This window comes from Janthinobacterium silvisoli (genome assembly GCF_014200725.1).
Taxonomy (GTDB): Bacteria; Pseudomonadota; Gammaproteobacteria; order Burkholderiales; family Burkholderiaceae_D; genus Janthinobacterium.
The window spans coordinates 2156340-2176945 of sequence record NZ_JACHCL010000001.1 but is presented as its reverse complement, the minus strand read 5'-3'; the positions used below and the strand labels follow the sequence as shown (position 1 = coordinate 2176945).

The 20606-nt window shown below is 60.7% G+C and carries 21 protein-coding genes; 15 read left to right on the top strand and 6 right to left on the bottom strand.

Going from position 1 to position 20606, the window contains the following annotated elements; all coding sequences use genetic code 11:
- Nucleotides 1-6 precede the first annotated feature (6 nt).
- Together HDE75_RS09755 and HDE75_RS09750 are read right to left on the bottom strand one after the other, a co-directional pair.
- Nucleotides 7-432 (bottom strand): YybH family protein, encoded by a 426-nt coding sequence (locus HDE75_RS09755; RefSeq protein WP_183674396.1) that lies wholly within the window; start codon nt 430-432, stop codon nt 7-9.
- A gap of 80 nt (nt 433-512) precedes the next feature.
- Nucleotides 513-707: a zinc-finger domain-containing protein gene (locus HDE75_RS09750; RefSeq protein WP_183674399.1), complete on the bottom strand. Its 195-nt coding sequence runs from the start codon at nt 705-707 to the stop codon at nt 513-515.
- Nucleotides 708-1158: 451 nt separating this feature from the next.
- On the opposite strand from HDE75_RS09750, the gene HDE75_RS09745 reads away from it, so the two are divergent.
- The 9 genes from HDE75_RS09745 (at nt 1159) to HDE75_RS09705 (ending at nt 11332) form a co-directional block, all read left to right on the top strand.
- Complete coding sequence (locus HDE75_RS09745; RefSeq protein ID WP_183674402.1) at nt 1159-2370, top strand: phosphoglycerate kinase; 1212 nt, start codon at nt 1159-1161, stop codon at nt 2368-2370.
- A 132-nt stretch (nt 2371-2502) separates the two neighbouring features.
- The gene (gene pyk, locus HDE75_RS09740) at nt 2503-3951 is read left to right on the top strand and encodes a pyruvate kinase (protein ID WP_183674405.1); all 1449 of its coding nucleotides are present in this window, start codon (nt 2503-2505) and stop codon (nt 3949-3951) included.
- 178 nt (nt 3952-4129) lie between these two features.
- Complete coding sequence (gene fba / locus HDE75_RS09735) at nt 4130-5194, top strand: class II fructose-bisphosphate aldolase (protein ID WP_183674408.1); 1065 nt, start codon at nt 4130-4132, stop codon at nt 5192-5194.
- A 107-nt stretch (nt 5195-5301) separates the two neighbouring features.
- Entirely contained in the window at nt 5302-6195 is an 894-nt protein-coding gene (locus tag HDE75_RS09730; RefSeq protein ID WP_183674411.1) for a phosphoribosylaminoimidazolesuccinocarboxamide synthase, read from the top strand.
- Between the two features lies 1 nt (nt 6196).
- Entirely contained in the window at nt 6197-6700 is a 504-nt protein-coding gene (purE, locus tag HDE75_RS09725) for a 5-(carboxyamino)imidazole ribonucleotide mutase (protein WP_183674414.1), read from the top strand.
- A gap of 10 nt (nt 6701-6710) precedes the next feature.
- Nucleotides 6711-7907 carry a 5-(carboxyamino)imidazole ribonucleotide synthase gene (locus HDE75_RS09720; RefSeq protein ID WP_183674417.1) on the top strand — a complete coding sequence of 399 codons (1197 nt, stop codon included), beginning with the start codon at nt 6711-6713 and terminating at the stop codon, nt 7905-7907.
- Nucleotides 7908-7909: 2 nt separating this feature from the next.
- Nucleotides 7910-8938 carry an L-threonylcarbamoyladenylate synthase gene (locus HDE75_RS09715; protein WP_183676555.1) on the top strand — a complete coding sequence of 343 codons (1029 nt, stop codon included), beginning with the start codon at nt 7910-7912 and terminating at the stop codon, nt 8936-8938.
- Nucleotides 8939-9178: 240 nt separating this feature from the next.
- A complete protein-coding gene (locus tag HDE75_RS09710; RefSeq protein ID WP_183674420.1) occupies nt 9179-10567 on the top strand; it encodes an SGNH/GDSL hydrolase family protein in 1389 nt (462 codons plus the stop codon).
- An 84-nt stretch (nt 10568-10651) separates the two neighbouring features.
- A complete protein-coding gene (locus HDE75_RS09705) occupies nt 10652-11332 on the top strand; it encodes an OmpW/AlkL family protein (RefSeq protein ID WP_183674423.1) in 681 nt (226 codons plus the stop codon).
- 55 nt (nt 11333-11387) lie between these two features.
- Here the strand turns inward: HDE75_RS09705 and HDE75_RS09700 are convergent, their stop codons facing one another.
- Complete coding sequence (locus HDE75_RS09700) at nt 11388-11894, bottom strand: flavin reductase family protein (RefSeq protein ID WP_183674426.1); 507 nt, start codon at nt 11892-11894, stop codon at nt 11388-11390.
- Between the two features lie 211 nt (nt 11895-12105).
- Here HDE75_RS09700 and msrA point away from each other — a divergent pair, with 211 nt between their 5' ends.
- Nucleotides 12106-12639 (top strand): peptide-methionine (S)-S-oxide reductase MsrA, encoded by a 534-nt coding sequence (gene msrA / locus HDE75_RS09695; protein WP_183674429.1) that lies wholly within the window; start codon nt 12106-12108, stop codon nt 12637-12639.
- A 38-nt stretch (nt 12640-12677) separates the two neighbouring features.
- Here the strand turns inward: msrA and HDE75_RS09690 are convergent, their stop codons facing one another.
- Together HDE75_RS09690 and pdxH are read right to left on the bottom strand one after the other, a co-directional pair.
- The gene (locus tag HDE75_RS09690) at nt 12678-13877 is read right to left on the bottom strand and encodes a class I SAM-dependent methyltransferase (protein WP_409254904.1); all 1200 of its coding nucleotides are present in this window, start codon (nt 13875-13877) and stop codon (nt 12678-12680) included.
- A gap of 162 nt (nt 13878-14039) precedes the next feature.
- A complete protein-coding gene (gene pdxH, locus HDE75_RS09685) occupies nt 14040-15242 on the bottom strand; it encodes a pyridoxamine 5'-phosphate oxidase (protein ID WP_183674435.1) in 1203 nt (400 codons plus the stop codon).
- A 114-nt stretch (nt 15243-15356) separates the two neighbouring features.
- Between pdxH and HDE75_RS09680 the strand changes: the two genes are divergently transcribed.
- The 3 genes from HDE75_RS09680 to cysK all read left to right on the top strand — a co-directional run bounded on the left by HDE75_RS09680 (nt 15357) and on the right by cysK (nt 17792).
- Nucleotides 15357-16193, top strand: a complete 837-nt coding sequence (locus HDE75_RS09680; protein WP_183674438.1) for a tRNA threonylcarbamoyladenosine dehydratase — start codon at nt 15357-15359, stop codon at nt 16191-16193.
- 111 nt (nt 16194-16304) lie between these two features.
- Nucleotides 16305-16775 (top strand): FKBP-type peptidyl-prolyl cis-trans isomerase, encoded by a 471-nt coding sequence (locus HDE75_RS09675; protein WP_183674441.1) that lies wholly within the window; start codon nt 16305-16307, stop codon nt 16773-16775.
- Between the two features lie 84 nt (nt 16776-16859).
- Nucleotides 16860-17792: a cysteine synthase A gene (cysK, locus tag HDE75_RS09670; protein WP_183674444.1), complete on the top strand. Its 933-nt coding sequence runs from the start codon at nt 16860-16862 to the stop codon at nt 17790-17792.
- Here cysK and HDE75_RS09665 read toward each other — a convergent pair.
- Nucleotides 17789-19075 carry an SGNH/GDSL hydrolase family protein gene (locus tag HDE75_RS09665; RefSeq protein WP_183674447.1) on the bottom strand — a complete coding sequence of 429 codons (1287 nt, stop codon included), beginning with the start codon at nt 19073-19075 and terminating at the stop codon, nt 17789-17791. The two genes, cysK and HDE75_RS09665, sit on opposite strands and share 4 nt — an antisense overlap.
- A gap of 97 nt (nt 19076-19172) precedes the next feature.
- Between HDE75_RS09665 and HDE75_RS09660 the strand changes: the two genes are divergently transcribed.
- The gene (locus HDE75_RS09660) at nt 19173-20135 is read left to right on the top strand and encodes a LysR family transcriptional regulator (protein ID WP_183674450.1); all 963 of its coding nucleotides are present in this window, start codon (nt 19173-19175) and stop codon (nt 20133-20135) included.
- 44 nt (nt 20136-20179) lie between these two features.
- Complete coding sequence (locus HDE75_RS09655) at nt 20180-20581, top strand: ribosomal maturation YjgA family protein (protein WP_183674453.1); 402 nt, start codon at nt 20180-20182, stop codon at nt 20579-20581.
- The last annotated feature ends 25 nt before the right edge of the window (nt 20582-20606 follow it).

The following is a 20606-nucleotide window of genomic DNA, read 5'->3' as shown; positions in this document are numbered from 1 at the left end:
TGAAGCTTAATGGAGTATCTGCGCTCCTGCGTTATCGGCCGGCGCGCCGCCCGGTGCGATCGAGGCGTGATGCAGCACGATGCGCCAGCCGCGTGGGGTCTTGATGTACACATTGCTCGCCAGCAAATGTTCTGGACCGTTATCGCCGGTGGTGACGCCTTCGATCACCGTGTGTATCGAACTCATCAGATTATGCGTTTCATGCAGTTGCACCGGCACGATATGCAGGCCGCCGCCGGTCAGGATGCTGGCCCACGAGGCGCGGATGGCCGCATGCCCGATCAGGCGCACGCCGCCTGGGTGGATGCAGACGATCTCTTCATCATCGGCCCACAGCGCCATCAGCGCTTCGAGATCGGCGCGGTTGAGCGCATCGTAGAAGGCCGCTTCCACTTCGGCGGCGCTGCCATTTAATTCCTTCAGACTTTTCATGGGGACTCCGCTCTTGCGAGCTTCAGTGCTGGGCTGCAAATAAAAACGGCGCGCTGTTTAGTGGGCGCGCCGTCTGGCGATTAATGATGGCCGGCGCTGGCGCCTTCCTTCAGCGTGTAGGCCGTGCCGCAGTATGGGCATTTGGCCACGCCATCTTTATTGAACTCCAGAAACACGCGCGGATGCGACGACCACAGCGGCATGGCCGGGTTAGGGCAGTGGGCAGGCAGGTCTTTACCGTCGAGTTCGACCGCTGGCTGGGTGGTGTGTGTCATCTTGTCATGCTCCGTGAGGCTGTGTTGGGGATATCGTTAGGGAGAATCGGCTACTGCCAAGGCTAGATTTTAACGGATTCGGGCAGGCAGCAAAAATCATGGCTGAAATGGCAGCTTTGATAAGCTTCCACTGGCAGGCGGCTGGGCCTGACTATACGCCATCGGCGGCGCCGGGATACCCGATTGTCCGAGGATGGGGCCACTTTCCTGTCTGCCTGTGCTCTGCGAAGTATTGTTGTGCCCGTACCACAGTAGCCGCGTGGCCCTGTCCATGCGTATCAAGCGCATCATCGCGCCTGATGACATGTTGCAAACGATAGCGCGTACCCAGGCATTTTTTTATGAAATTGTCTTTGTTGTATGTTTTTCAGTAATCCCGGACAAATCGGCGATTTGGTCTGGTGCTTGCGGTAAAATAGCGCACTTCCTTCCACTCGTCATCTGGATCGCCATGTCAGCTGTTCTCAACTTCGTCCGTCTGCAAGATTTGATCGCCCAAAATGCACTGCAAGGCAAGCGCGTCTTTATCCGCGCCGACCTGAACGTTCCGCAAGATGACAGTGGCAAGATTACCGAAGATACGCGCATCCGCGCTTCGGTGCCCGCCATTCGTGCGGCCGCCGCTGCTGGCGCTGCCGTGATGGTGACCTCGCATATGGGCCGTCCGACGGAAGGCGAATTCAAGTCCGAAGACAGCCTGGCGCCAGTGGCCGCCCGCTTGTCCGAACTGCTGGGTCAGCCAGTGGAATTGAAACAAAACTGGGTCGATGGCGCGGGCCTGGAAAACCTCGCGGCCGGCCAAGTGGTATTGCTGGAAAACGTGCGCGTCAACAAGGGCGAAAAGAAAAACAGCGATGAACTGGCGCAAAAAATGGCCAAGCTGTGCGATATCTACGTCAATGACGCGTTTGGCACGGCCCACCGCGCCGAAGCTTCGACGCACGGCATCGCCAAGTTCGCCCCAATCGCTTGCGCCGGCCCATTGCTGGCTGCCGAACTCGACGCCCTGGGGAAAGCGCTGCACGCTCCGGCCCGTCCGCTGCTGGCCATCGTTGCTGGCTCGAAAGTATCGAGCAAGCTGACCATCCTGAAAGCGCTGTCCGACAAGGTCGATAACCTGATCGTCGGCGGCGGCATCGCCAATACCTTCATGAAAGCCGTTGGCTTGAATATCGGCAAGTCGCTGGTGGAAGCGGAACTGGTCGACGAAGCCAAGGCCATCATCGACATCATGGCCAAGCGCGGCGCGCAAGTGCCGATTCCAGTCGATGTCGTGTGCGCCAAGGAATTCTCGCCGACGGCAGTTGCAACGGTGAAAGATGTGGCCGACGTGGCGGACGACGACATGATCCTCGATATCGGCCCGAAAACAGCGGCCCTGCTGGCGCAGCAGATCAAGGCTGCCGGCACCATCGTCTGGAATGGCCCGGTCGGCGTGTTCGAATTCGACCAGTTCGGCAACGGCACCAAGACCTTGGCGCTGGCGATTGCCGAATCGAGCGCTTTCTCGATCGCTGGCGGCGGCGACACCCTGGCGGCGATTGCCAAATACGATATCACCGACAAGATCAGCTATATCTCGACGGGCGGCGGCGCTTTCCTGGAGTTCCTGGAAGGCAAGACTTTACCGGCCGTGGAAATCCTGATGCAGCGCGCCGCTTAAGGCGCACGACGTAACAGAACAGTACCAAGCGCAGCCTGACCGCTGCGCTTTTACCTTGCCGGGCGGTGTCGCCGCCTGGCCTTGCTTAGTTAGCGTCTTGTTTAGCGTCTTGTTTGGCGCATAAGGAATCCTATGCCACGCGGTACAAAAATCGTAGCAACCATCGGCCCCGCCTCGACCAACTTCGATATCCTGGTCAAGATGATACGAGCGGGCGTCGATGTGGTGCGGCTCAATTTTTCCCACGGCAAGGCGCAAGACCATATCGACCGCGCGGCGCTGGTGCGCCAGGCGGCTGCCGAATGCGGCCGCGAAGTGGCTATCATGGCCGATATGCAAGGTCCGAAGATTCGTGTCGGCAAGTTTGAAAACAGCCGCATCCAACTCGAAGCAGGTGACAAGTTCATACTCGACGCCAAGTGGGGCGAGAATGGCGAACTGGGCAACCAGGAGCGCGTCGGCCTCGACTACAAGGCCTTGCCGCGCGACTTGCACAAGCATGATGTGCTGCTGCTCAATGACGGCTTGATCGTGCTGATCGTCGAGCGCATCCACGGCAGCGAAATCCACACGACGGTCAAAATCGGCGGTGAGTTGTCGAACAACAAGGGCATCAACCGCCAGGGCGGTGGCTTGACGGCGTCGGCGCTGACGGCCAAGGATATGGAAGACATCAAGACGGCCATGAGTTTCCAGGCTGACTATCTGGCCATTTCCTTCCCGAAAAGCGCGACCGATATGGAAATGGCGCGCCAGCTGGCCAATATCGCCGGCGAACCGTTCCACCACAAGCCGATGATGATCGCCAAGATCGAGCGCGCCGAAGCGATTCCTGCGCTGCAGGAAATCCTCGATGCCTCGGATGGCATCATGGTGGCGCGTGGCGACCTGGCGGTGGAAGTGGGCAATGCGGCTGTGCCGGCCTTGCAAAAGCGCATGATCAAGATGGCGCGCGCCTCGAACAAGCTGGCGATCACGGCCACGCAAATGATGGAATCGATGATCGTCAACGCCGTGCCGACCCGCGCCGAAGTGTCCGACGTGGCCAATGCCGTGCTCGATGGCACGGACGCCGTGATGACCTCGGCGGAAACGGCTTCCGGCAAATACCCGATCGAGACGGTGGAAATGATGGCCGCCATCTGCGTGGAAGCGGAGCAGTCCGAATACAACAAGCTCGACGCTGATTTTCTCAACGTCACGTTTACCCGCATCGACCAGTCGATTGCCTATGGCGCGCTGTTTACCGCCCACCATTTGCGCGTGAAAGCCATCGTGGCGCTGACGGAATCGGGTTCCACCGCCCTGTGGATGAGCCGCCACAGCATCGACACACCCATCTTTGCGCTGACGCCTAGCGTCACAACCTTGCGCAAGGCGGCGCTGTACCGCAATGTGCGGGCGTATCATCTGCTGCAGGACGCACCGAGCGAACAAGTGCTGAGGCAGGCGGAAGATTTGCTTGTTGGCAACGGTACCGTGAAAAAGGGCGACCTGATCGTCGTCACCTGGGGTGAGCCGATGGGGCAGGCCGGTGGCACGAATGCCTTGAAGATAGTAAAAGTAGGCGAATTCCATTAAAGAACGCCGAACAAACAGTCCAGGGTGTTGTTGCATTGCCTTGTCGTACTAGTCGTACTGCCTTCGGCAACGCGCCTAGCCCTGAACAGTTTGTTGGACGTTCTATTAAATCAGGCGCCGGCGCGGCCATCAGCCGCGAAGCGCTGCAACAGTTTCTATTGTTCTCTGGAGTATTACCATGTCTCTCGTATCCATGCGTCAATTGCTGGACCATGCCGCCGAAAACGGTTATGGCATCCCTGCTTTCAACGTCAATAACCTGGAGCAAGTGCAAGCCATCATGGCTGCCGCCGATGCGCTCAACAGCCCGGTGATCATGCAAGCGTCGGCTGGCGCGCGCAAGTACGCTGGCGAAGCGTTTTTGCGCCACCTGATCGACGCCGCTGTCGAAGCCTATCCACACATTCCTGTTGTCATGCATCAAGACCATGGCCAGTCGCCAGCCGTCTGCATGGCCGCCATCCGCTCGGGCTTCACGTCCGTGATGATGGACGGTTCGCTGGAAGCCGATGGCAAGTCGGTCGCTTCCTACGAATACAATGTGGACGTGTCGCGTGAAGTGGTGAAATTCTCGCACGCCATCGGCGTGACGGTGGAAGCGGAACTGGGCGTGCTCGGTTCGCTGGAAACCATGAAGGGCGACAAGGAAGACGGTCATGGCGCCGACGGCACCATGACGCGCGAACAATTGCTGACCGATGTGGCCCAAGCTGCCGACTTCGTGCAGCGCACCCAGTGCGACGCGCTGGCGATCGCCATCGGCACTTCGCACGGCGCCTACAAGTTTACCCGCAAGCCGACCGGCGACATCCTGGCCATCGACCGCATCAAGGAAATCCACGCGCGCATCCCGAACACCCATCTGGTGATGCACGGTTCTTCGTCGGTGCCGCAGGAATTGCTGGCCATCATCCGTGAATTCGGCGGTGACATGAAGGAAACCTACGGCGTGCCGGTAGAAGAAATCCAGGAAGGCATCCGTCACGGCGTGCGCAAGATCAATATCGATACCGACATCCGCCTGGCGATGACGGCAGCGACGCGTAAATTCCTGTTTGAAAACCCATCGAAGTTCGACCCGCGCGACTTCCTCAAGCCTGCCCGCGCCGCCGCCGAGCAGATCGTGCGCGCCCGCTTCCAGGCGTTCGGCTGCGAAGGCCAGGCGTCGAAAATCAAGGTCATCCCGATGGAAAAAATGGCTGAGCGCTACAAGGCCGGCGAGCTGTCGCAGATTGTGAAGTAAAATTCTGTCTGGAGCGGGCTGCAAACGCAGTCCGTGCCCGATATTCTTGACCGGCAGGCAAGCCCCTGCCTGCCGGTTTTGTTTCATCAAATCATTCCTCCTCCGCTATGAACAGCCTCTATCAGACTTCCATCCATTCCCTGCCATTGCTGGGCCACGGCAAGGTTCGCGACAACTATGCCGTCGGCGACGACAAGATCCTGATCGTCACCACCGACCGTCTGTCGGCTTTCGATGTCGTCATGAACGAGCCGATTCCAGGCAAGGGCAAGGTCCTCAATCAGATGAGCGACTTCTGGTTCGAGAAACTGGGCCATATCGTGCCGAATCATTTGACGGGCGTGGCGCCGGAATCGGTGGTGGCGCCTGAGGAAGTGGAACAAGTGCAAGGCCGTGCCGTGGTCGCCAAGCGCCTGAAACCCATCATGGTCGAGGCGGTGGTGCGCGGTTACATCATCGGTTCGGGCTGGAAAGATTACCAGGATACGGGCAGCATTTGCGGCATTCAACTGCCAGCCGGCTTGCAGCAGGCTGAAAAGCTGCCTGAGCCCCTGTTCACCCCGGCGGCCAAGGCTGATCTGGGCGAGCATGATGAAAACATCAGCTTTGCCGAAATGGAAAACCGCATCGGTGCCGAACTGGCTGCCAAGATGCGCGACGTCAGCATTGCACTGTATAAAGCGGCTGCCGATTATGCGGCTACGCGCGGCATCATCATCGCCGACACCAAGTTTGAATTTGGCCTCGATGACAATGGCGTGATGCATTTGATGGATGAAGTGCTGACGGCCGACTCGTCGCGCTTCTGGCCTGCTGACTCGTATCAGCCTGGCATGTCGCCGCCATCGTTCGACAAGCAATTCGTGCGCGATTACCTGGAAACGTTGACCTGGGGCAAAACTGCACCGGCGCCTGCGCTGCCGGCGGACGTGATCGACAAAACCCAGGCCAAGTATTTCGAAGCCATCGAGCGCCTGACGGGCGAAAAGCTGAAGGCATAAGATGAGTGATCTGCAACAACAGCCGCTGGTCGGCATCATCATGGGCTCGTCTTCGGACTGGGACGTGATGCAAAACGCGGTGGCCATCCTGAAACAGTTTGGCGTGCCGTTTGAAGCGCAAGTCATTTCCGCGCACCGCATGCCCGACGAGATGTATGCCTACGCCAAGAGCGCCCGCGCGCGCGGCTTGCGCGCCATCATCGCCGGCGCTGGCGGTGCAGCGCATCTGCCTGGCATGGTGGCTGCGATGACCATCGTGCCGGTGCTGGGCGTGCCCGTGCCGTCGAAGTATTTGCGCGGTGAAGATTCGCTGCTGTCCATCGTGCAAATGCCCAAGGGTGTGCCGGTGGCCACCTTCGCCATCGGTGAAGCAGGCGCTGCCAATGCGGCATTAACGGCGGTCGCCATGATCGCTTCCACCGATGACGCGCTGGCCGGCAAACTGGAAGCATTCCGCGTCACGCAAACCGAGGCCGCCAAGGCCATGGCACTGCCGCTTGCATAATGAGTCACGAATGAGTAATCCGAAGTTCAGTCCTATTTTGCCAGCCGCCACGCCGCCAGCCTGGCTGGGCGTAATGGGCGGCGGCCAGCTGGGCCGCATGTTTGCCCAGGCGGCGCAAGCCATGGGTTATCAGGTGGCGGTGCTGGAACCTGCCAGCGACTGCCCTGCAGGACAGCTTGCCCAGCGCGTAGTCGAGGCCGCTTACAGCGATGTGGCCGGCCTTGATGCGCTGGCCGCACAGTGTCTTGCCGTTACCACCGAATTTGAAAACGTTCCTGCCGACAGCCTGTTCCGCCTGGCGCAAAGCGTCTTTGTGGCGCCTAACGCCCATGGCGTATCGGTGGCGCAAGACCGTATCGCCGAAAAACGTTTCTTTGTCGATTGTTCCGCCAAGTCGGGCGTGTTGCCGGCGCCGCACAAGGTGATTGCCACGGTGCAGGATATCGACGATATCGGCGACGATTTGTTGCCCGGTATCTTGAAAACCGTGCGCATGGGCTATGACGGCAAGGGCCAGTACCGCGTGTCTACGCGCGACGATGTACGGACCGCGTTTGAAGAAATGGGTCAGGTCGTCTGTCTGCTGGAAAAGATGTTGCCGCTGGCCTATGAAGTCTCGGTGCTGACGGCGCGCGGTGTGGATGGCCAGTCGGTGGTGTATCCGATTGCCGAGAACGTGCACCGCGATGGCATCTTGTTTAGCACCACCGTGCCGGGGCCGAATGTGTCCGGCGAGAGTGCCGCCCGCGCGCAGCAGGCGGCGCAAGTCATTGTGGCCGAGCTTGGCTATGTGGGCGTGCTGTGCATCGAATTTTTCGTGCTGACCGATGGCAGCCTGGTAGTCAATGAAATGGCGCCCCGTCCGCATAACAGTGGCCACTACACGATGGATGCCTGCGTCACCAGCCAGTTTGCGCAGCAGGTGCGGGCCATGGCGCGCCTGCCGCTGGGCGATGTGCGCCAGCACTCGCCAGCCGTGATGCTCAACATCCTCGGCGATGTCTGGTTTGACGGCGACAGCGACACGGCGCGCGAACCGGCCTGGGACCGCATCCTGGCCTTGCCAGGCGCAAATTTGCATCTGTATGGCAAGAATGATCCGCGCCGGGGCCGCAAGATGGGCCATCTGACGTTTGTCGCTGCCAGCCTGCAGGAGGCGCAAGCCCAGTTGCACGCCGCCTGCCTGATCCTGGGAATTGCGCCGTGAGTGTGGCTGAACAAACACTGGACCTGGCCGCGATCGCGGCCGCCGCGCGTCTGCTGGAAAAGGGCGCACTGGCGGCTTTTCCCACGGAAACCGTGTACGGCCTGGGCGCCGACGCGGAAAACCCGGCTGCCGTGGCGCGCATTTATCAAGCGAAGGGCCGTCCGTCCGATCACCCGGTAATTGTGCACGTGGCGCCGGGCGCAGATTTGACACACTGGTCCGATGATTTACCGCAGGAAGCGCAGCAACTGGTGGCGGCCTTCTGGCCTGGCCCGCTGACCCTGATCGTCAAGCGCGCCGCGCATATCCCCGACGCTGTTTCCGGTGGACAAGATACGGTGGGCTTGCGCTGCCCGTCGCATCCGGTGGCCATCGCCTTGCTGCAAGAATTCAAGGGCGGCAAGGGCGGCCTGGCGGCGCCGTCGGCGAATAAATTCGGCAATGTCAGCCCCACTACGGCGCAGCATGTGCGCGATGAGTTCAGCGATGAGCTCGCCAGCGGCTTGCTGGGCGCGGTGCTCGATGGCGGCCAAAGCGAAGTCGGTATCGAGTCGACCATCGTCGATTTGTCACGCCTGGCAACGCATGGTCCCGTGCTGTTGCGCCCTGGCCATATCAGCAGCGAACAGATTGCTGCCGTGATTGGCCGCGCGCCCGCCCTGGCCGATGCGGCCGCGCCGCGCGCATCCGGTACGTTGGAATCGCATTACGCACCGCATACGCCTGTTGCGATGCAACACAAGGATGATCTGGGCGAAACGCTCAACCGGTTACTGAACGATGGCCGTCGCGTGGCCCTGATCCATTACTCGGATTTGCCGCCGGCCAGCGCCAGCGTGCGCCTGACTGCCGATCCGCAAGGTTACGCACATGCGCTGTATGCCTCGCTGCGCACGATGGACCAGGTCGGCGCCGAGCTGATACTGGTGGAAGCACCGCCCACCGGCCCGGATTGGCTGGGCATCAATGACCGTCTGCGGCGTGCCGCTTTCGGCTCAAGTGGTATCTTGCAGCAATTCCTCGACGCATAAAAAAAGCCCCTCACGGGGCTTTTTCTTGATGCAGCGCAATAGAAGTGCTTGCCACGAAACATAGTTAATAAGCCATAATCTGCCCCAAACTCCCGCGTCGATGGGTGGCAACATTGTTGTAATTTGGCTGATTTTTGAAACATAATTTCTATACAAGTCTACAGAACGATGGCATATTAGGTGGGTAGCGAATAGCACGCCCGTTCGTTTAGAAACCAGAAAAAGACCCAAGGAGACAAAATGCATCAAACAAAATTCGCGCTGGCCGTATTGGCTGCGGCTGTTCTGGCCGGTTGCGGTGGCTCGACCGCCGGAGATCAGACACTGAAAGTGAAATACAGCGCCCAGGTATCGTTTGGCGACAGCCTGTCCGATGTGGGTTCCTATGCCGTCGGCACGGTTGCTGCATTGAAAGGTGGCAAATTCACCATCAATGGCGATAACAGATCCATCAATCCTGAACTGACGGGCAAGAACTGGACCGAACTGATGGCGGCGCAATTCAGCCTGCCAGCACCGTGCGCAGCGGAAACTGGCCTCGATGGCGACGCCAGCCAGGGTTTCTCGGTACCCATCAAATTCAATACCGGCTGCTACGGCTACGCCATGGGCGGTTCGCGCGTGACCAATCCGGTTGGCCCTAATAATAAATTGACGGGTAGCGCGCTGGGCGCGTTGACCGTGCCGGTCGTCACCCAGATCAGCAATCACCTGGCAGCCGTCGGCGGCAAGTTCAAGGGCGATGAAATCGTTTTCGTGATGGCAGGCGGTAATGACGCCTTGTTCCAGCTGGGTGCCCTGCAGTCTGGTGCCACCGCTGCCGGTACCGCTGCCGGCGCACAGGCAGGCGCGCAAGCTTTTGCCGCCAATCTGGTCGCGGCCTTCGCTGCCGGTGCCCCTAATCCTGCGACTGCTGCGCAATCCATCGGTGCAGCAGTGGCAGCGGCCGCCGCGGCGCCAGGTGCAACCTCTGCATCGATTGTGGGTGCTGCCGTGCAAGCTGCCGTCCTCGCCGGCAATACGGCCGTCGGCACGCCGGCCGGTTACGGCCCGCTGGTCGCCAAGGCGCAAGCGGACGCTACCGCCACCGGCAACGCCGCTGGCGCTGCTGCCGGCGCTGCTTATGCTGCTGCCCAAGGCCCGGCACTGGTGGCCGCCATGGCAACGGCTGGCAACGATCTGGTGGCGCTGGTGAAAAACCAGATCATTGCGAATGGCGCGACGCGCGTGGTGGTCAATAACCTGCCCGATATCGCCAACACGCCTTCCGGCCTGAGCAAGGACGCCTCGACCAAGGCTTTGATCAATGCCATGGTCAGCGCTTACAACGGTGCATTGAATACCCTGTCTAGCGAGCCGAAAGTGCTGGTGGTCGATGTGTTTGCCGTCAGTCACGACCAGGCCACCAATCCAGCCCCGTATGGCTTGACCAATGTGACCGACACCGCCTGCGACCTGACCCCGGCCAAGAATCCCCTGGGCAGCTCGCTCGTTTGTAATGGCAGCAACCTGAAAGCCGGTGACGTGAGTCATTACTCGTATGCCGATGATGTGCATCCTACCCCGTTCAACAACCTGCTGTTGGCGCGTTATGTGTCCAAAGCCATGGTGGTGAAGGGCTGGCTGTAAGACATTGCGCCTGGGACCGGCATGCCGGTCCCACGCTAAAGAGTACTCACGGGTAATCCCGGACATAATGAATCAGGAGACATAATGAAAATTCGTTTGAACAGTGCATTAAAAGTGGTGGCGCTGGCTGCCGCGATGGCGGCGGCGTCGGGCGCATCGGCGCAAAGCGCAGGTACCTGGACGGCCAAGATCGGACTGAACAAGATTACACCGAAAGTCGACAGTGGCGATCTGTCGGCGCCGGCATTGCCAGGCACCAAGGCGGATGTCAAATCCGATACCAAGCCTATCTTCACCTTTGCCTACATGCTGACCGATAATGTTTCGGCTGAACTGGACCTGGGCGTACCGTATAAGCATGACCTGATCGGCGCTGGCGCGATCTCCGGTACCGGCAAGCTGGGTTCTGCCGAAGTCTTGCCACCGACCGCGTTCATCCAATACCGTTTCTTCCAGCCTAATGCGATGATACGTCCGTACGCTGGCGTCGGCCTCACGTATGCCTATTTCCAAAAGGAAACCGGTTCCGGCCAGATGACCGCCTTGCTCAATACGGGTGGCTCGGGTGAGACTTACAAGCTGGACAATAAATTGACGGTCAGCTTCCAGGTGGGCGCAACCTGGGCCTTCAATGAGCGCTGGTTTGCCGACGTTGCCGTAGTCAAGACGCCGCTGAAAACCACCGCCCATTTCACCACGGGCCAGACGCAGGAGATCAAGCTCAATCCGCTGGCAGTCAGCGTCGGTATCGGTTACAAGTTCTAATTGGCCTAGCCATAAAAAAATCCGCCTTGGCGGATTTTTTTTTGTCCCGGCAGGATCAGGCTGGCGGCGTATTGAACTGGCCGTTGTGGAAGATCAGCGGCGCTTGCGGGTTAGAGGCACATTCTTCCACTTCGCCCACGAAAATCACATGGTCGCCTTCCGGGTAGCGGCTGCGGTTGTGGCATTCGAACCAGGCCGATGCGCCTTTCAGGATGGGCTGGCCCGTGCGCGACAGCTCGTACTCGACACCGTCGAACGGGTTCGGCGTGCGGCGGGCGAAACGCTGCGCCAGCTCTGCCTGGTCGGCGCCCAGTACATTGATCACATAATGGGAATTGCCGCTGAAGATGGGCATGCTGTTGGCGACCGAACCCAGGCTCCACAGCACCAGCGGCGGCGATAGCGAGACGGAATTGAAGGAGCTGGCCGTGAGGCCGCGGAAACTGCCATCGGCCAGGCGCGTGGTGATCACCGTGACGCCGGTGGCAAACTGCGACAATGCTTGGCGGAAATGCGTCGTATCGAATGTTTGCGCTGGTGCGCGGGGAGAGCGTGTGTTCATGGGTGACCTGTCTGTTTGCTGACATTATGCCAAAAATCGGCACGGCCAGCGCAATCATGGCTGGCAGGCCCTGTAAATGGTGCCTCAGGCGCTCCGTTTCAAGCGGCAATGCAGCGTATGCCGCTTTGCGTTACAGTGGTGTAACAGCCAGGGTGATTGCACTACATTGCCCTCATTGTTTTGCTTCGACGTAAATTTGCGGGAGAGCATCATGAATGCACGGACGGAAGTCGCGCTACTGGGCGGTGGCTGCTTCTGGTGCCTGGAAGCGGTGTTCCTGGAAGTACGCGGCGTCACGCATGTCGAGTCCGGTTACACGGGCGGCACGGTGGCCGCTCCCACCTATGCGCAAGTGCGCGCCGGCGACACGGGGCACGCGGAAGTAGTGCGCCTGGAATTCGATCCAGCTATCATCAGCTACCACGACTTGCTGGAAATGTTTTTTACCATCCACGATCCCACCACCCTGAACCGCCAGGGCAACGATGTGGGGACACAATACCGTTCCGTGATTTATTTCCAGTCAGCCGAGCAGGAAAAAGTGGCGCACAAGGTGATCGCCGAGATGGCCAATGTGTGGGATGCCCCCATCGTTACCGAGTTATCGCCCGCCCAGCCTTACTTCAAGGCCGAGGAGGAGCATCAGCGTTATTTCGAGCGCCATCCCTTGCAGAGCTATTGCGCCTGCGTGGTGGCGGCCAAGCTGGAAAAGTTTTACGCCATGCATGCGAACCGGCTGAAATAAATTGGATACCCGACGCGTGCATCAGGCATCCATACGCTTCAATTAGCCAGCGCCGGCATTGCCTGTGCCGGCTTGTCCGGGTACATATAGTTGCGCGACCATGGCAGGCTGGAAGAGCGCCGCCCGGCCTTCACGCAGACGATTTGATACAGGCTGATCAGATCCTGTTCAAACGCGTAGCTGCAACCGGCCAGGTACACATGCCAGATACGGAAGCGCCGTTCGCCGGCCAGCGGACGGATCTGCTCGGCGTTGGCTTCGAAGTTCTCCGTCCACAATTGGCAGGTGCGCGCGTAGTGGCGGCGCAGGTTTTCCACGTCCAGCACCTCCAGCCCCCCTTGCTGCATGGTTTTCAGCACATTGCCGATATGCGCCAGTTCACCGTGCGGAAACACATATTTTTCGATGAATTCACCGCCGCCGTATGGCGTTTCGCCATTGTCGGGATCAGTCGAGGTGATGCCGTGGTTCATCGCCATGCCGTCCGGCGCCAGCAGTTTGTTGATGATGCCGAAATAGTCAGGTAAATGTTTCAGGCCCACGTGTTCAAACATGCCTACGCTGGTGATGCGGTCGAACTGGCCCGTCACGTCGCGGTAGTCTTGCAGGCGGATTTCAATCAGGTGTTCCAGGCCGGCTGCCGCGACTCTTTCGCGTGCCAGTGCAAACTGGTTTTCCGACAGGGTCACACCCACGCAGCGGGCGCCATATTGCTGCGCTGCCCGGATCACCAGCGCGCCCCAGCCGCAGCCGATATCGAGCAAGGTCTGGCCCTGCTGCAACTGGATCTTGCGCAGGATATGGTCGATCTTCTTGACTTGCGCCTGTTCCAGGGTTTCATCGCCGTTTTCAAAGTAGGCGCAGGAATACACGAGGGCGGGATCGAGGAATTGCTGGTAGAACGCGTTGGACACATCGTAGTGATAGCGGATGGCCTCGGCATCCTTGCGCTTGTCGTGGGTAAAGCTGCGCACGATGCGCGCCAGCTTGCCTTCCTGCTTGAGGGTATTGCGGGCCAGCGCATTGCCGATCGAAATCATGTCGCTGGCCGAGCCCTTGACTTCGATATTGCCCTCCACATAAGCCGAGCCCAGGTTGGCCAGCGAGGGATTGAGCAGGTAGCGGGCCGATGCCACCGTCGGCAGGCGGATGGTGACGCGGGGCGCTTCGCTGGACAGGTCGATGTGCTGACCGTTCCACAGTTCTATACGCAGTGGCAAGGCAGTCTTGCTGCGCATGCCGGCAATCCAGGACTTGAGTTGGTTTTGTACAAACAAAATGGCCTCCAATGCCGCGGCCGTCGTAACGGCCGCAAATTGAGCAACATGTTATTAACACTCTACCGTGATAGCCTACACCTATATTGCCTTGCTTGCTGCGCGCCCCGTGTATCGTTTCTGCTAAGGTTGCAAACGTTGCATATTCCATTGCCCCTCGGCATCACGTGTAAACACGATACGGTCGTGGAAGCGCGAGCGCCGGCCTTGCCAGAATTCAATGCGTTCTGGCTGCAAACGGTAGCCGCCCCAGTGCTCAGGGCGTGGCGGGTGGGCTTCCTCGCCGACGGCAGCCGCCACTGCTGCGTAATTGGCTTCCAGCGTGGCGCGGTCGCTGATCGGCGCGCTTTGCTGCGAGGCAATTGCTGACAGGCGGCTGAGCAGGGGGCGCACATTGAAATACTCGTCGCTCTCGGCGGCCGTGGTTTTTACCACCGTGCCTTCGATGCGTACCTGGCGCTCCAGTTCGCGCCAAAAGAACAGCAGGGCCGCATGCGGGTTATGCGCCAGTTGCTGGCCCTTGTCACTATCGTAATTCGTGTACCAGGTGAAACCGCGCTCATCGAATTGCTTGATTAGCACGATGCGCGAGCTGGGCTTGCCGTCAGGCGTGACGGTGGCCAGGCTCATGGCGTTTGGTTCGCCCACTTGCGCATTGACGGCTTCGCCGAACCACTTCTGGAACTGGGCGATGGGATCGGCCAGCACATCGGACTCGCTGAGGCTGGAATGCGCGTAATCGGTGCGCATGGCAGCGAGCAAGGCGGCGGCGTCGGGTGCTTCGGCTACCTCGGGCGCGATGCCGCGGCGGCGCTGCATGGCCGTGCCCAATTGCGCCATCTGCTGCGCGCTGAACAAACGCTTGGCCATCGGCGCCAGCTGGCTTTCTTCCTTGGCCATATGGGCCTGGTAAGCGGCTACGTAGTCGCGCACGCCATGGGCCGATAATTGCTTGCCGGTACCTGCGGCAATGGTGTCCAGTTCCGGGCGCAAGGTGGCCCAGGCAGCATCCATGCGCTGGTGGTCGGCCAGGATTTCCGGCACCAGGGTTTGCAGCAAGGCGGCGTCGTCGCCAATCGCCGTCGCTTGCAGCATCGGCATCAAGTCTTGTTCTTCATCATCGTGATGCAAATGGGCGGCTTTATCGAAATATTGCAACACGGCCTTGGCTGCCTGCTGCGCTTCGGTCGTATTGCCTTGTTGCAATAAATGGACGAGCAGGTTTTGCAAGGTGCTCAGCTGCTTTCGGATCTTGTCGTGGCAATGCTTGAGGACGGCAATTGGCTGGTCAAAGCCGGGAACGGTGTCGAACAGGGGCGCGGTCATGGCGTAGGTTCTCTTGGTGGGCAGTGTTGGGGCGCGGCGACAATGCAGGCAAGTCGCCAGATGCTGGGCCTATTTTAGAATACTTGCCATCGCCGTGTCCGTTAAAATGGCGGTATGCATACTTCTACCAATGAACTTATTTCCCCGGACTTGACCGAGATCGATTTTGACCGCCGTTTTGGCGGCATCGCGCGCCTGTATGGTCCACCGGCGCTGGCCCGTTTCCGCGCGGCGCATGTGTGCGTGATCGGCGTCGGTGGCGTCGGCTCGTGGATCGTCGAAGCGCTGGCGCGCAGCGCCGTGGGCCGGCTGACCCTGATCGACCTGGATAATGTTGCCGAATCGAATATCAACCGCCAGATCCAGGCCATGAGCGACACCATCGGCCAGGCCAAGATCACGGCGCTGGCCGAACGCATCGCGCTGATCAATCCGTTTTGTCAGGTGACCGAGGTCGAGGATTTCATCGCACCTGATAACCTGGAGCAACTGCTGGGTGGCCGCGACTTCGATTACGTGGTCGACGCCATCGATAATGCCAAGGCCAAGGCGGCACTGATCGCGTATTGCCGTGCACGCAATCTGCCCATGCTGAGCATCGGCAGTGCTGGCGGGCAGACGGACCCGACCCTGATCGCCGTGCGCGACCTGTCGAAGACGGAACAGGAACCCTTGCTCAAGCGTGTGCGCAAGCTGTTGCGCACGGAATATGGTTTCCCTCGCGGCGTGAAAAACAAGTTCAATGTCGACGCCGTGTTTTCCATGGAACCACTGACGACACCAGAGAACCTTGACGCCTGCGACATCGATGGCAGCATCAATAGTGCGGGCGCCGGCGTGACGGGCCTGAACTGCGCCGGTTTTGGTTCCAGTGTGGTGGTCACGGCCAGCTTCGGCATGGTGGCCGCATCCCACGTGCTGAAAACCTTACGCCAGCCTGCAGCGCAGTAGGTTTTGATAGGCGTTCTTAAGCCTATCGTCGCGGCGGTTTGCTATTATTCGTGGATTGCCTGCCCGCTTGGCATGGCAGGCACTTATCGAAACTCATAGAAAGAATACATCATGACGCGTAGCTCCGTTTTGTTTGCCCTGATCTGCTCCGTCGCCGCGTCGCTGGCGCAGGCGCAGGTCGCTGTACCGGCTCCCGTACCTGCTTCGGCAGTCTCGCTGAGCCCTGGCCCTGCTGCCGATAAGTTGATCATCATCGACAACAAGGTCGGTACGGGCAAGGAAGCCGCTGCCGGTAATAACGTGACCGTGCACTACACGGGCTGGCTGTACCGTCCGCTGGCGAAAAACTCGCGCGGCAAGCAGTTCGACAGCTCTGTCGGCCGTGGCCCGTTTGATTTCCCGCTGGGCAAGGGCATGGTCATCAAGGGCTGGGATCAAGGCGTGGCTGGCATGAAAGTGGGTGGCAAGCGCACCCTGATCATTCCTGGCGAACTCGCTTACGGTCCACGCGGCGCTGGCAATGGCGATATTCCGCCAAACTCGGCATTGATTTTCGATGTCGAATTGCTTGATGTGAAGTAATTGACCATTGGGCGGAGGCGTATTGTTGCGCAGCCGCCAAAAAGGGTAGACTGGGGTCTTCTGGCATTGCAGTGGAGACCCCTCATGAAAATCGCGAACAACGTTACTGAACTGATCGGTAACACCCCCCTGGTGCGCATCAACCGCATCGCCGACGGCAGTGTGGCCACCATCCTGGCCAAGCTCGAATTCCATAATCCCGCCCACAGCGTCAAAGACCGCATCGGCCTGTCCATGATTGCGGCCGCCGAAAGCGCAGGCAAGATTCATCCCGACACCATCATCGTGGAACCGACCAGCGGCAACACCGGCATTGCGCTGGCGATGGTCTGCGCGGCGCGCGGCTACCGCTGCACCCTGGTCATGCCCGACACCATGAGCCGCGAACGGCGCATCTTGCTGCGCGCCTATGGCGCCGAGCTGATATTGACGCCAGGCAGCGAAGGCATGCTGGGCGCCATCCGCAAGGCGGAGGAACTGGCGGCCACCGACCCGCGCTATTTGATGCTGCAGCAATTCAACAACCCCGCCAATCCTGCCATCCACCGCCAGACGACGGCCGAGGAAATCTGGCGCGACACGGATGGGCAAGTAGACATCATCGTGGCCGGCGTGGGCACGGGCGGCACCATCACCGGTGTGGGCGAAGTGTTGAAGGAACGCAAGCCCGGACTGCAAGTGATTGCCGTGGAGCCGGACGCTTCGCCCATGCTGTCGAAAGGGACCAAGGGGCCGCACCCGATCCAGGGCATCGGCGCCGGTTTCGTGCCGCAAATTCTGAACACGGCGGTCTACGATGAAGTGATCTGCGTCAAGAATGACGACGCGTTTGCCACGGCGCGCCTGGCCGCCAGCAGCGAAGGCTTGCTGGTCGGCATTTCCTCGGGTGCCGCCCTGTGGGCCGCCGTGCAAGTGGCGCGCCGTCCTGAAAACGCCGGCAAGACCATCGTCACCATCATCCCTTCGTTCGGCGAGCGCTACCTGAGCACGGCCCTGTACGCCGGCCTGGGCGATTAAGGTTTCGCCAGCGCCAGCGCCGGCAACAGCAGCGACAGGTCGATTTTCTCGGCCAGCGCCCGGTTGCCGGCATCGCCCGGATGCAGATGGTCGCCCGAATCATAGGTCGCCTGCAGGCGCAGCGGGTGCGCCGGATCGCGCGCCCAGGCGTCGAAGTCCAGCACCGCATCGTAGCTGCCGCTGCCGCGTATCCAGGCATTGAGTTGCTGGCGCAGCGCATCCTTGCCCGGCTGGTAATAGTCGCTCAGCGGCGTGCCGGGCAGCGCTCCTTCGAACGGCGTCAGGGTGGCGCCGATCACGCGCACTCCACGGCTATGCGCCCGCGCAATCAGTTGCGTGTAGCCCGCGATTAACTCCGCCAGCGTGGGGCGCAAGGCGTGCGCTTCGAATGCCGTGCCGGGCCAGCTGATATCGTTGATGCCTATCAATACGACGACGGTGCGCACGCCCGGCTGCGCCAGCACGTCGCGCTCGAAGCGCGCCAGCGCATTGTCTCCCATGCCATTAGCCAGCAGCCGGCCGCCGGAAATGCCGGCGTTGATGACGGCCACCCCATGCGGCGCCAGGCGGGCGGCCAGCACGTCGGGCCAGCGGGTATCCGTATCCAGGCTGGCGCTGGCGCCATCGGTGATCGAATCGCCGATCACTGCCACCACGGGCGCCGCCGCCGGTGCCGCTACCGGGGATTCCACTTCGATAGCGCTCAGGACCAGGCGTGCGGTGGTGGTATGCACGCCAGCTTGTTCTGCGTCGATGTGGGTAGCGCGGGTCTGATCGCCTGGCGCGATCCAGGCCGTGGCGCGGCCATCCCAGTGAAAGGTGCTCACCTCGCTGTGTCGCGGCAGGTGCAGGCTGACCGTCAGCCGCGCCAGGTCGGGCACGCTCAAGGCGATGGGGTCGCTGACCAGCGGCGCGCCCGCTGCGATGGTGGCCGATGCCTGCCCGCCAAAGGTGATGGCGCGCAGGCTGTCCTGGTCTATCGCCGACGCCTCGCCGGCCAGTGCCACGGTTGCGCTCTTGATGGTCAACGGCGTGCGGCCATAGGCATTCGACAGCACGATGCGCACGCGCTTGCCGCCCAGGCTGATACGCGCCACCTGGCGCACGGTTTGTTCATCCAGCGTGGCCGGCACATTGCTGGGAAACAGGAAATCCTGTCCCCAGACAGCTTGCGGGCTCGCTGTCCAGCTGGAAATCCAGCCTGATGCCGGATCGGCGTGGGCTGCGCCGCTCAGGGTAAAGGCCAGCAGGGCGCTGGCAGCGAGGGTGGGTAATCGTTTCATGGCATCAACTTCATCGTGGAGAATGCCGCATGATGAATTTAAAACCGTTTATGTACTAGACTGTCTCATCTAAGAACATTTATGAGCTGAATTCACAATGGCCAGACTGGAAGTGAACCGTTCCGGCGAGCTGGAAATCTTCGTGCGGGTGATCGAACTGGGTGGATTTTCAGCCGCTGCGCGCGCCTGCGGCATGACGCCATCGGCTGTCAGCAAGCTGGTGGCGCGGCTCGAGCAGCGCCTGGGAGCGCGTTTGCTGAACCGTTCCACGCGCCAGCTGAAACTGACGCCGGAAGGCTGCGAGTTGTATGAGCGGGGCGTGCGCGTGCTGGCCGCCCTCGACGAGGCGGAGCGTTGCGCCGGCATCCAGGGTATCCCGCGCGGGCGCTTGAGGGTGAATGCCAACGTGCCGTTCGGCCACCATTTTTTGTTGCCGCTGGTGCCGGCTTTCCTCGAACGCTATCCCGAAATGACACTGGACATCGTGCTGACCGATGAGGTGGTCGATATCCTCGAGCAGCGCACCGATGTGGCGGTGCGGGCGGGGCCTTTGAAAAGCTCAAGCCTGGTGGCGCGCAAGCTGGGCCAGACGCGCATGCTGCTGGTGGCCGCGCCGTCCTACCTGGCGCGCCACGGCACGCCGCTCGATCCGGCCGGGCTGGAACGGCACAACCGGCTGGGCGCCAACTATGTGCGGGCCCAAACGGGCTGGCCGCTGCGGCAGGCCGACGGCACGCACATCACCGTGCCCGTGACGGGCAATGTCCAGGCCAGCGATGGTGAAGCCTTGCGGCGCCTGGTGCTCGCTGGCCTGGGCCTGGCCCGGCTGGCCGAGTTCCAGGTCCGCGACGATATCGCGGCGGGCCGCTTGCAAGCCGTGCTGGAAGCGTACAACCCCGGCGACCAGGAAGAAGTCCATGCCGTCTTCGTGGGGCCGGGCGGACAAGTGCCGCTGCGCGTGCGTGCCTTGCTTGATTTCCTGGCCGAGCAGGTGGCTTTTGACGCACCCGGGGAGTCAGCCGGGGCAGGCCAGGCAAGCCCGGCAGGCGCAGTACAATAGGGGAACGCGCCGCAATCGTTCGGCACGTCTCTTTAAGTGAAACTATGTTCCTGGTAAAACCTGAACGCCGCCGCCTGCTGCAGGTGGGCGCGACCGTGGCCGTGATTGCGCTGGGCCTGGCCTCGCGTGCTTATCCCTCTTTCGTGCCTGAGGTGCTGGGCAAATATCCGGGCGACGCCCTGTGGGCCATGATGATCTTCTTTGCGCTGGGCATGGTTGCCACGCGCTTGCTGACGTGGAAGCTGGCAGCCTGGGCGCTGCTGATCTGCTTTGCCGTCGAGTTCAGCCAGTTGTACCAGGCGCCGTGGATCAATGCGATCCGCGCGCACACCCTGGGGCATCTGGTACTCGGTTCTTTCTTCGGCTGGCTTGACCTGATCGCCTACACCGTAGGTATAGCGATCGCGGCGCTGGTTGATAAGCTGCTTTTATTCACGCGCCGCTAGCAGTGGGGTCAGACCCGCCGGGTCT

Excerpts from the sequence above, each read along its gene's own strand:
- purE (WP_183674414.1), top strand. The coding sequence starts at position 6,197 with ATGAGTGATCTGCAACAACAGCCGCTGGTCGGCATCATCATGGGCTCG.
- HDE75_RS09690 (WP_409254904.1), bottom strand. The coding sequence starts at position 13,877 with ATGCGCAGCAAGACTGCCTTGCCACTGCGTATAGAACTGTGGAACGGT.
- HDE75_RS09755 (WP_183674396.1), bottom strand. The coding sequence starts at position 432 with ATGAAAAGTCTGAAGGAATTAAATGGCAGCGCCGCCGAAGTGGAAGCG.
- cysK (WP_183674444.1), top strand. The coding sequence starts at position 16,860 with ATGAAAATCGCGAACAACGTTACTGAACTGATCGGTAACACCCCCCTG.
- HDE75_RS09660 (WP_183674450.1), top strand. The coding sequence starts at position 19,173 with ATGGCCAGACTGGAAGTGAACCGTTCCGGCGAGCTGGAAATCTTCGTG.
- HDE75_RS09680 (WP_183674438.1), top strand. The coding sequence starts at position 15,357 with ATGCATACTTCTACCAATGAACTTATTTCCCCGGACTTGACCGAGATC.
- HDE75_RS09745 (WP_183674402.1), top strand. The coding sequence starts at position 1,159 with ATGTCAGCTGTTCTCAACTTCGTCCGTCTGCAAGATTTGATCGCCCAA.
- pyk (WP_183674405.1), top strand. The coding sequence starts at position 2,503 with ATGCCACGCGGTACAAAAATCGTAGCAACCATCGGCCCCGCCTCGACC.
- HDE75_RS09655 (WP_183674453.1), top strand. The coding sequence starts at position 20,180 with ATGTTCCTGGTAAAACCTGAACGCCGCCGCCTGCTGCAGGTGGGCGCG.
- fba (WP_183674408.1), top strand. The coding sequence starts at position 4,130 with ATGTCTCTCGTATCCATGCGTCAATTGCTGGACCATGCCGCCGAAAAC.
- HDE75_RS09750 (WP_183674399.1), bottom strand. The coding sequence starts at position 707 with ATGACACACACCACCCAGCCAGCGGTCGAACTCGACGGTAAAGACCTG.
- msrA (WP_183674429.1), top strand. The coding sequence starts at position 12,106 with ATGAATGCACGGACGGAAGTCGCGCTACTGGGCGGTGGCTGCTTCTGG.
- pdxH (WP_183674435.1), bottom strand. The coding sequence starts at position 15,242 with ATGACCGCGCCCCTGTTCGACACCGTTCCCGGCTTTGACCAGCCAATT.
- HDE75_RS09675 (WP_183674441.1), top strand. The coding sequence starts at position 16,305 with ATGACGCGTAGCTCCGTTTTGTTTGCCCTGATCTGCTCCGTCGCCGCG.
- HDE75_RS09720 (WP_183674417.1), top strand. The coding sequence starts at position 6,711 with ATGAGTAATCCGAAGTTCAGTCCTATTTTGCCAGCCGCCACGCCGCCA.
- HDE75_RS09665 (WP_183674447.1), bottom strand. The coding sequence starts at position 19,075 with ATGAAACGATTACCCACCCTCGCTGCCAGCGCCCTGCTGGCCTTTACC.
- HDE75_RS09730 (WP_183674411.1), top strand. The coding sequence starts at position 5,302 with ATGAACAGCCTCTATCAGACTTCCATCCATTCCCTGCCATTGCTGGGC.
- HDE75_RS09700 (WP_183674426.1), bottom strand. The coding sequence starts at position 11,894 with ATGAACACACGCTCTCCCCGCGCACCAGCGCAAACATTCGATACGACG.
- HDE75_RS09710 (WP_183674420.1), top strand. The coding sequence starts at position 9,179 with ATGCATCAAACAAAATTCGCGCTGGCCGTATTGGCTGCGGCTGTTCTG.
- HDE75_RS09705 (WP_183674423.1), top strand. The coding sequence starts at position 10,652 with ATGAAAATTCGTTTGAACAGTGCATTAAAAGTGGTGGCGCTGGCTGCC.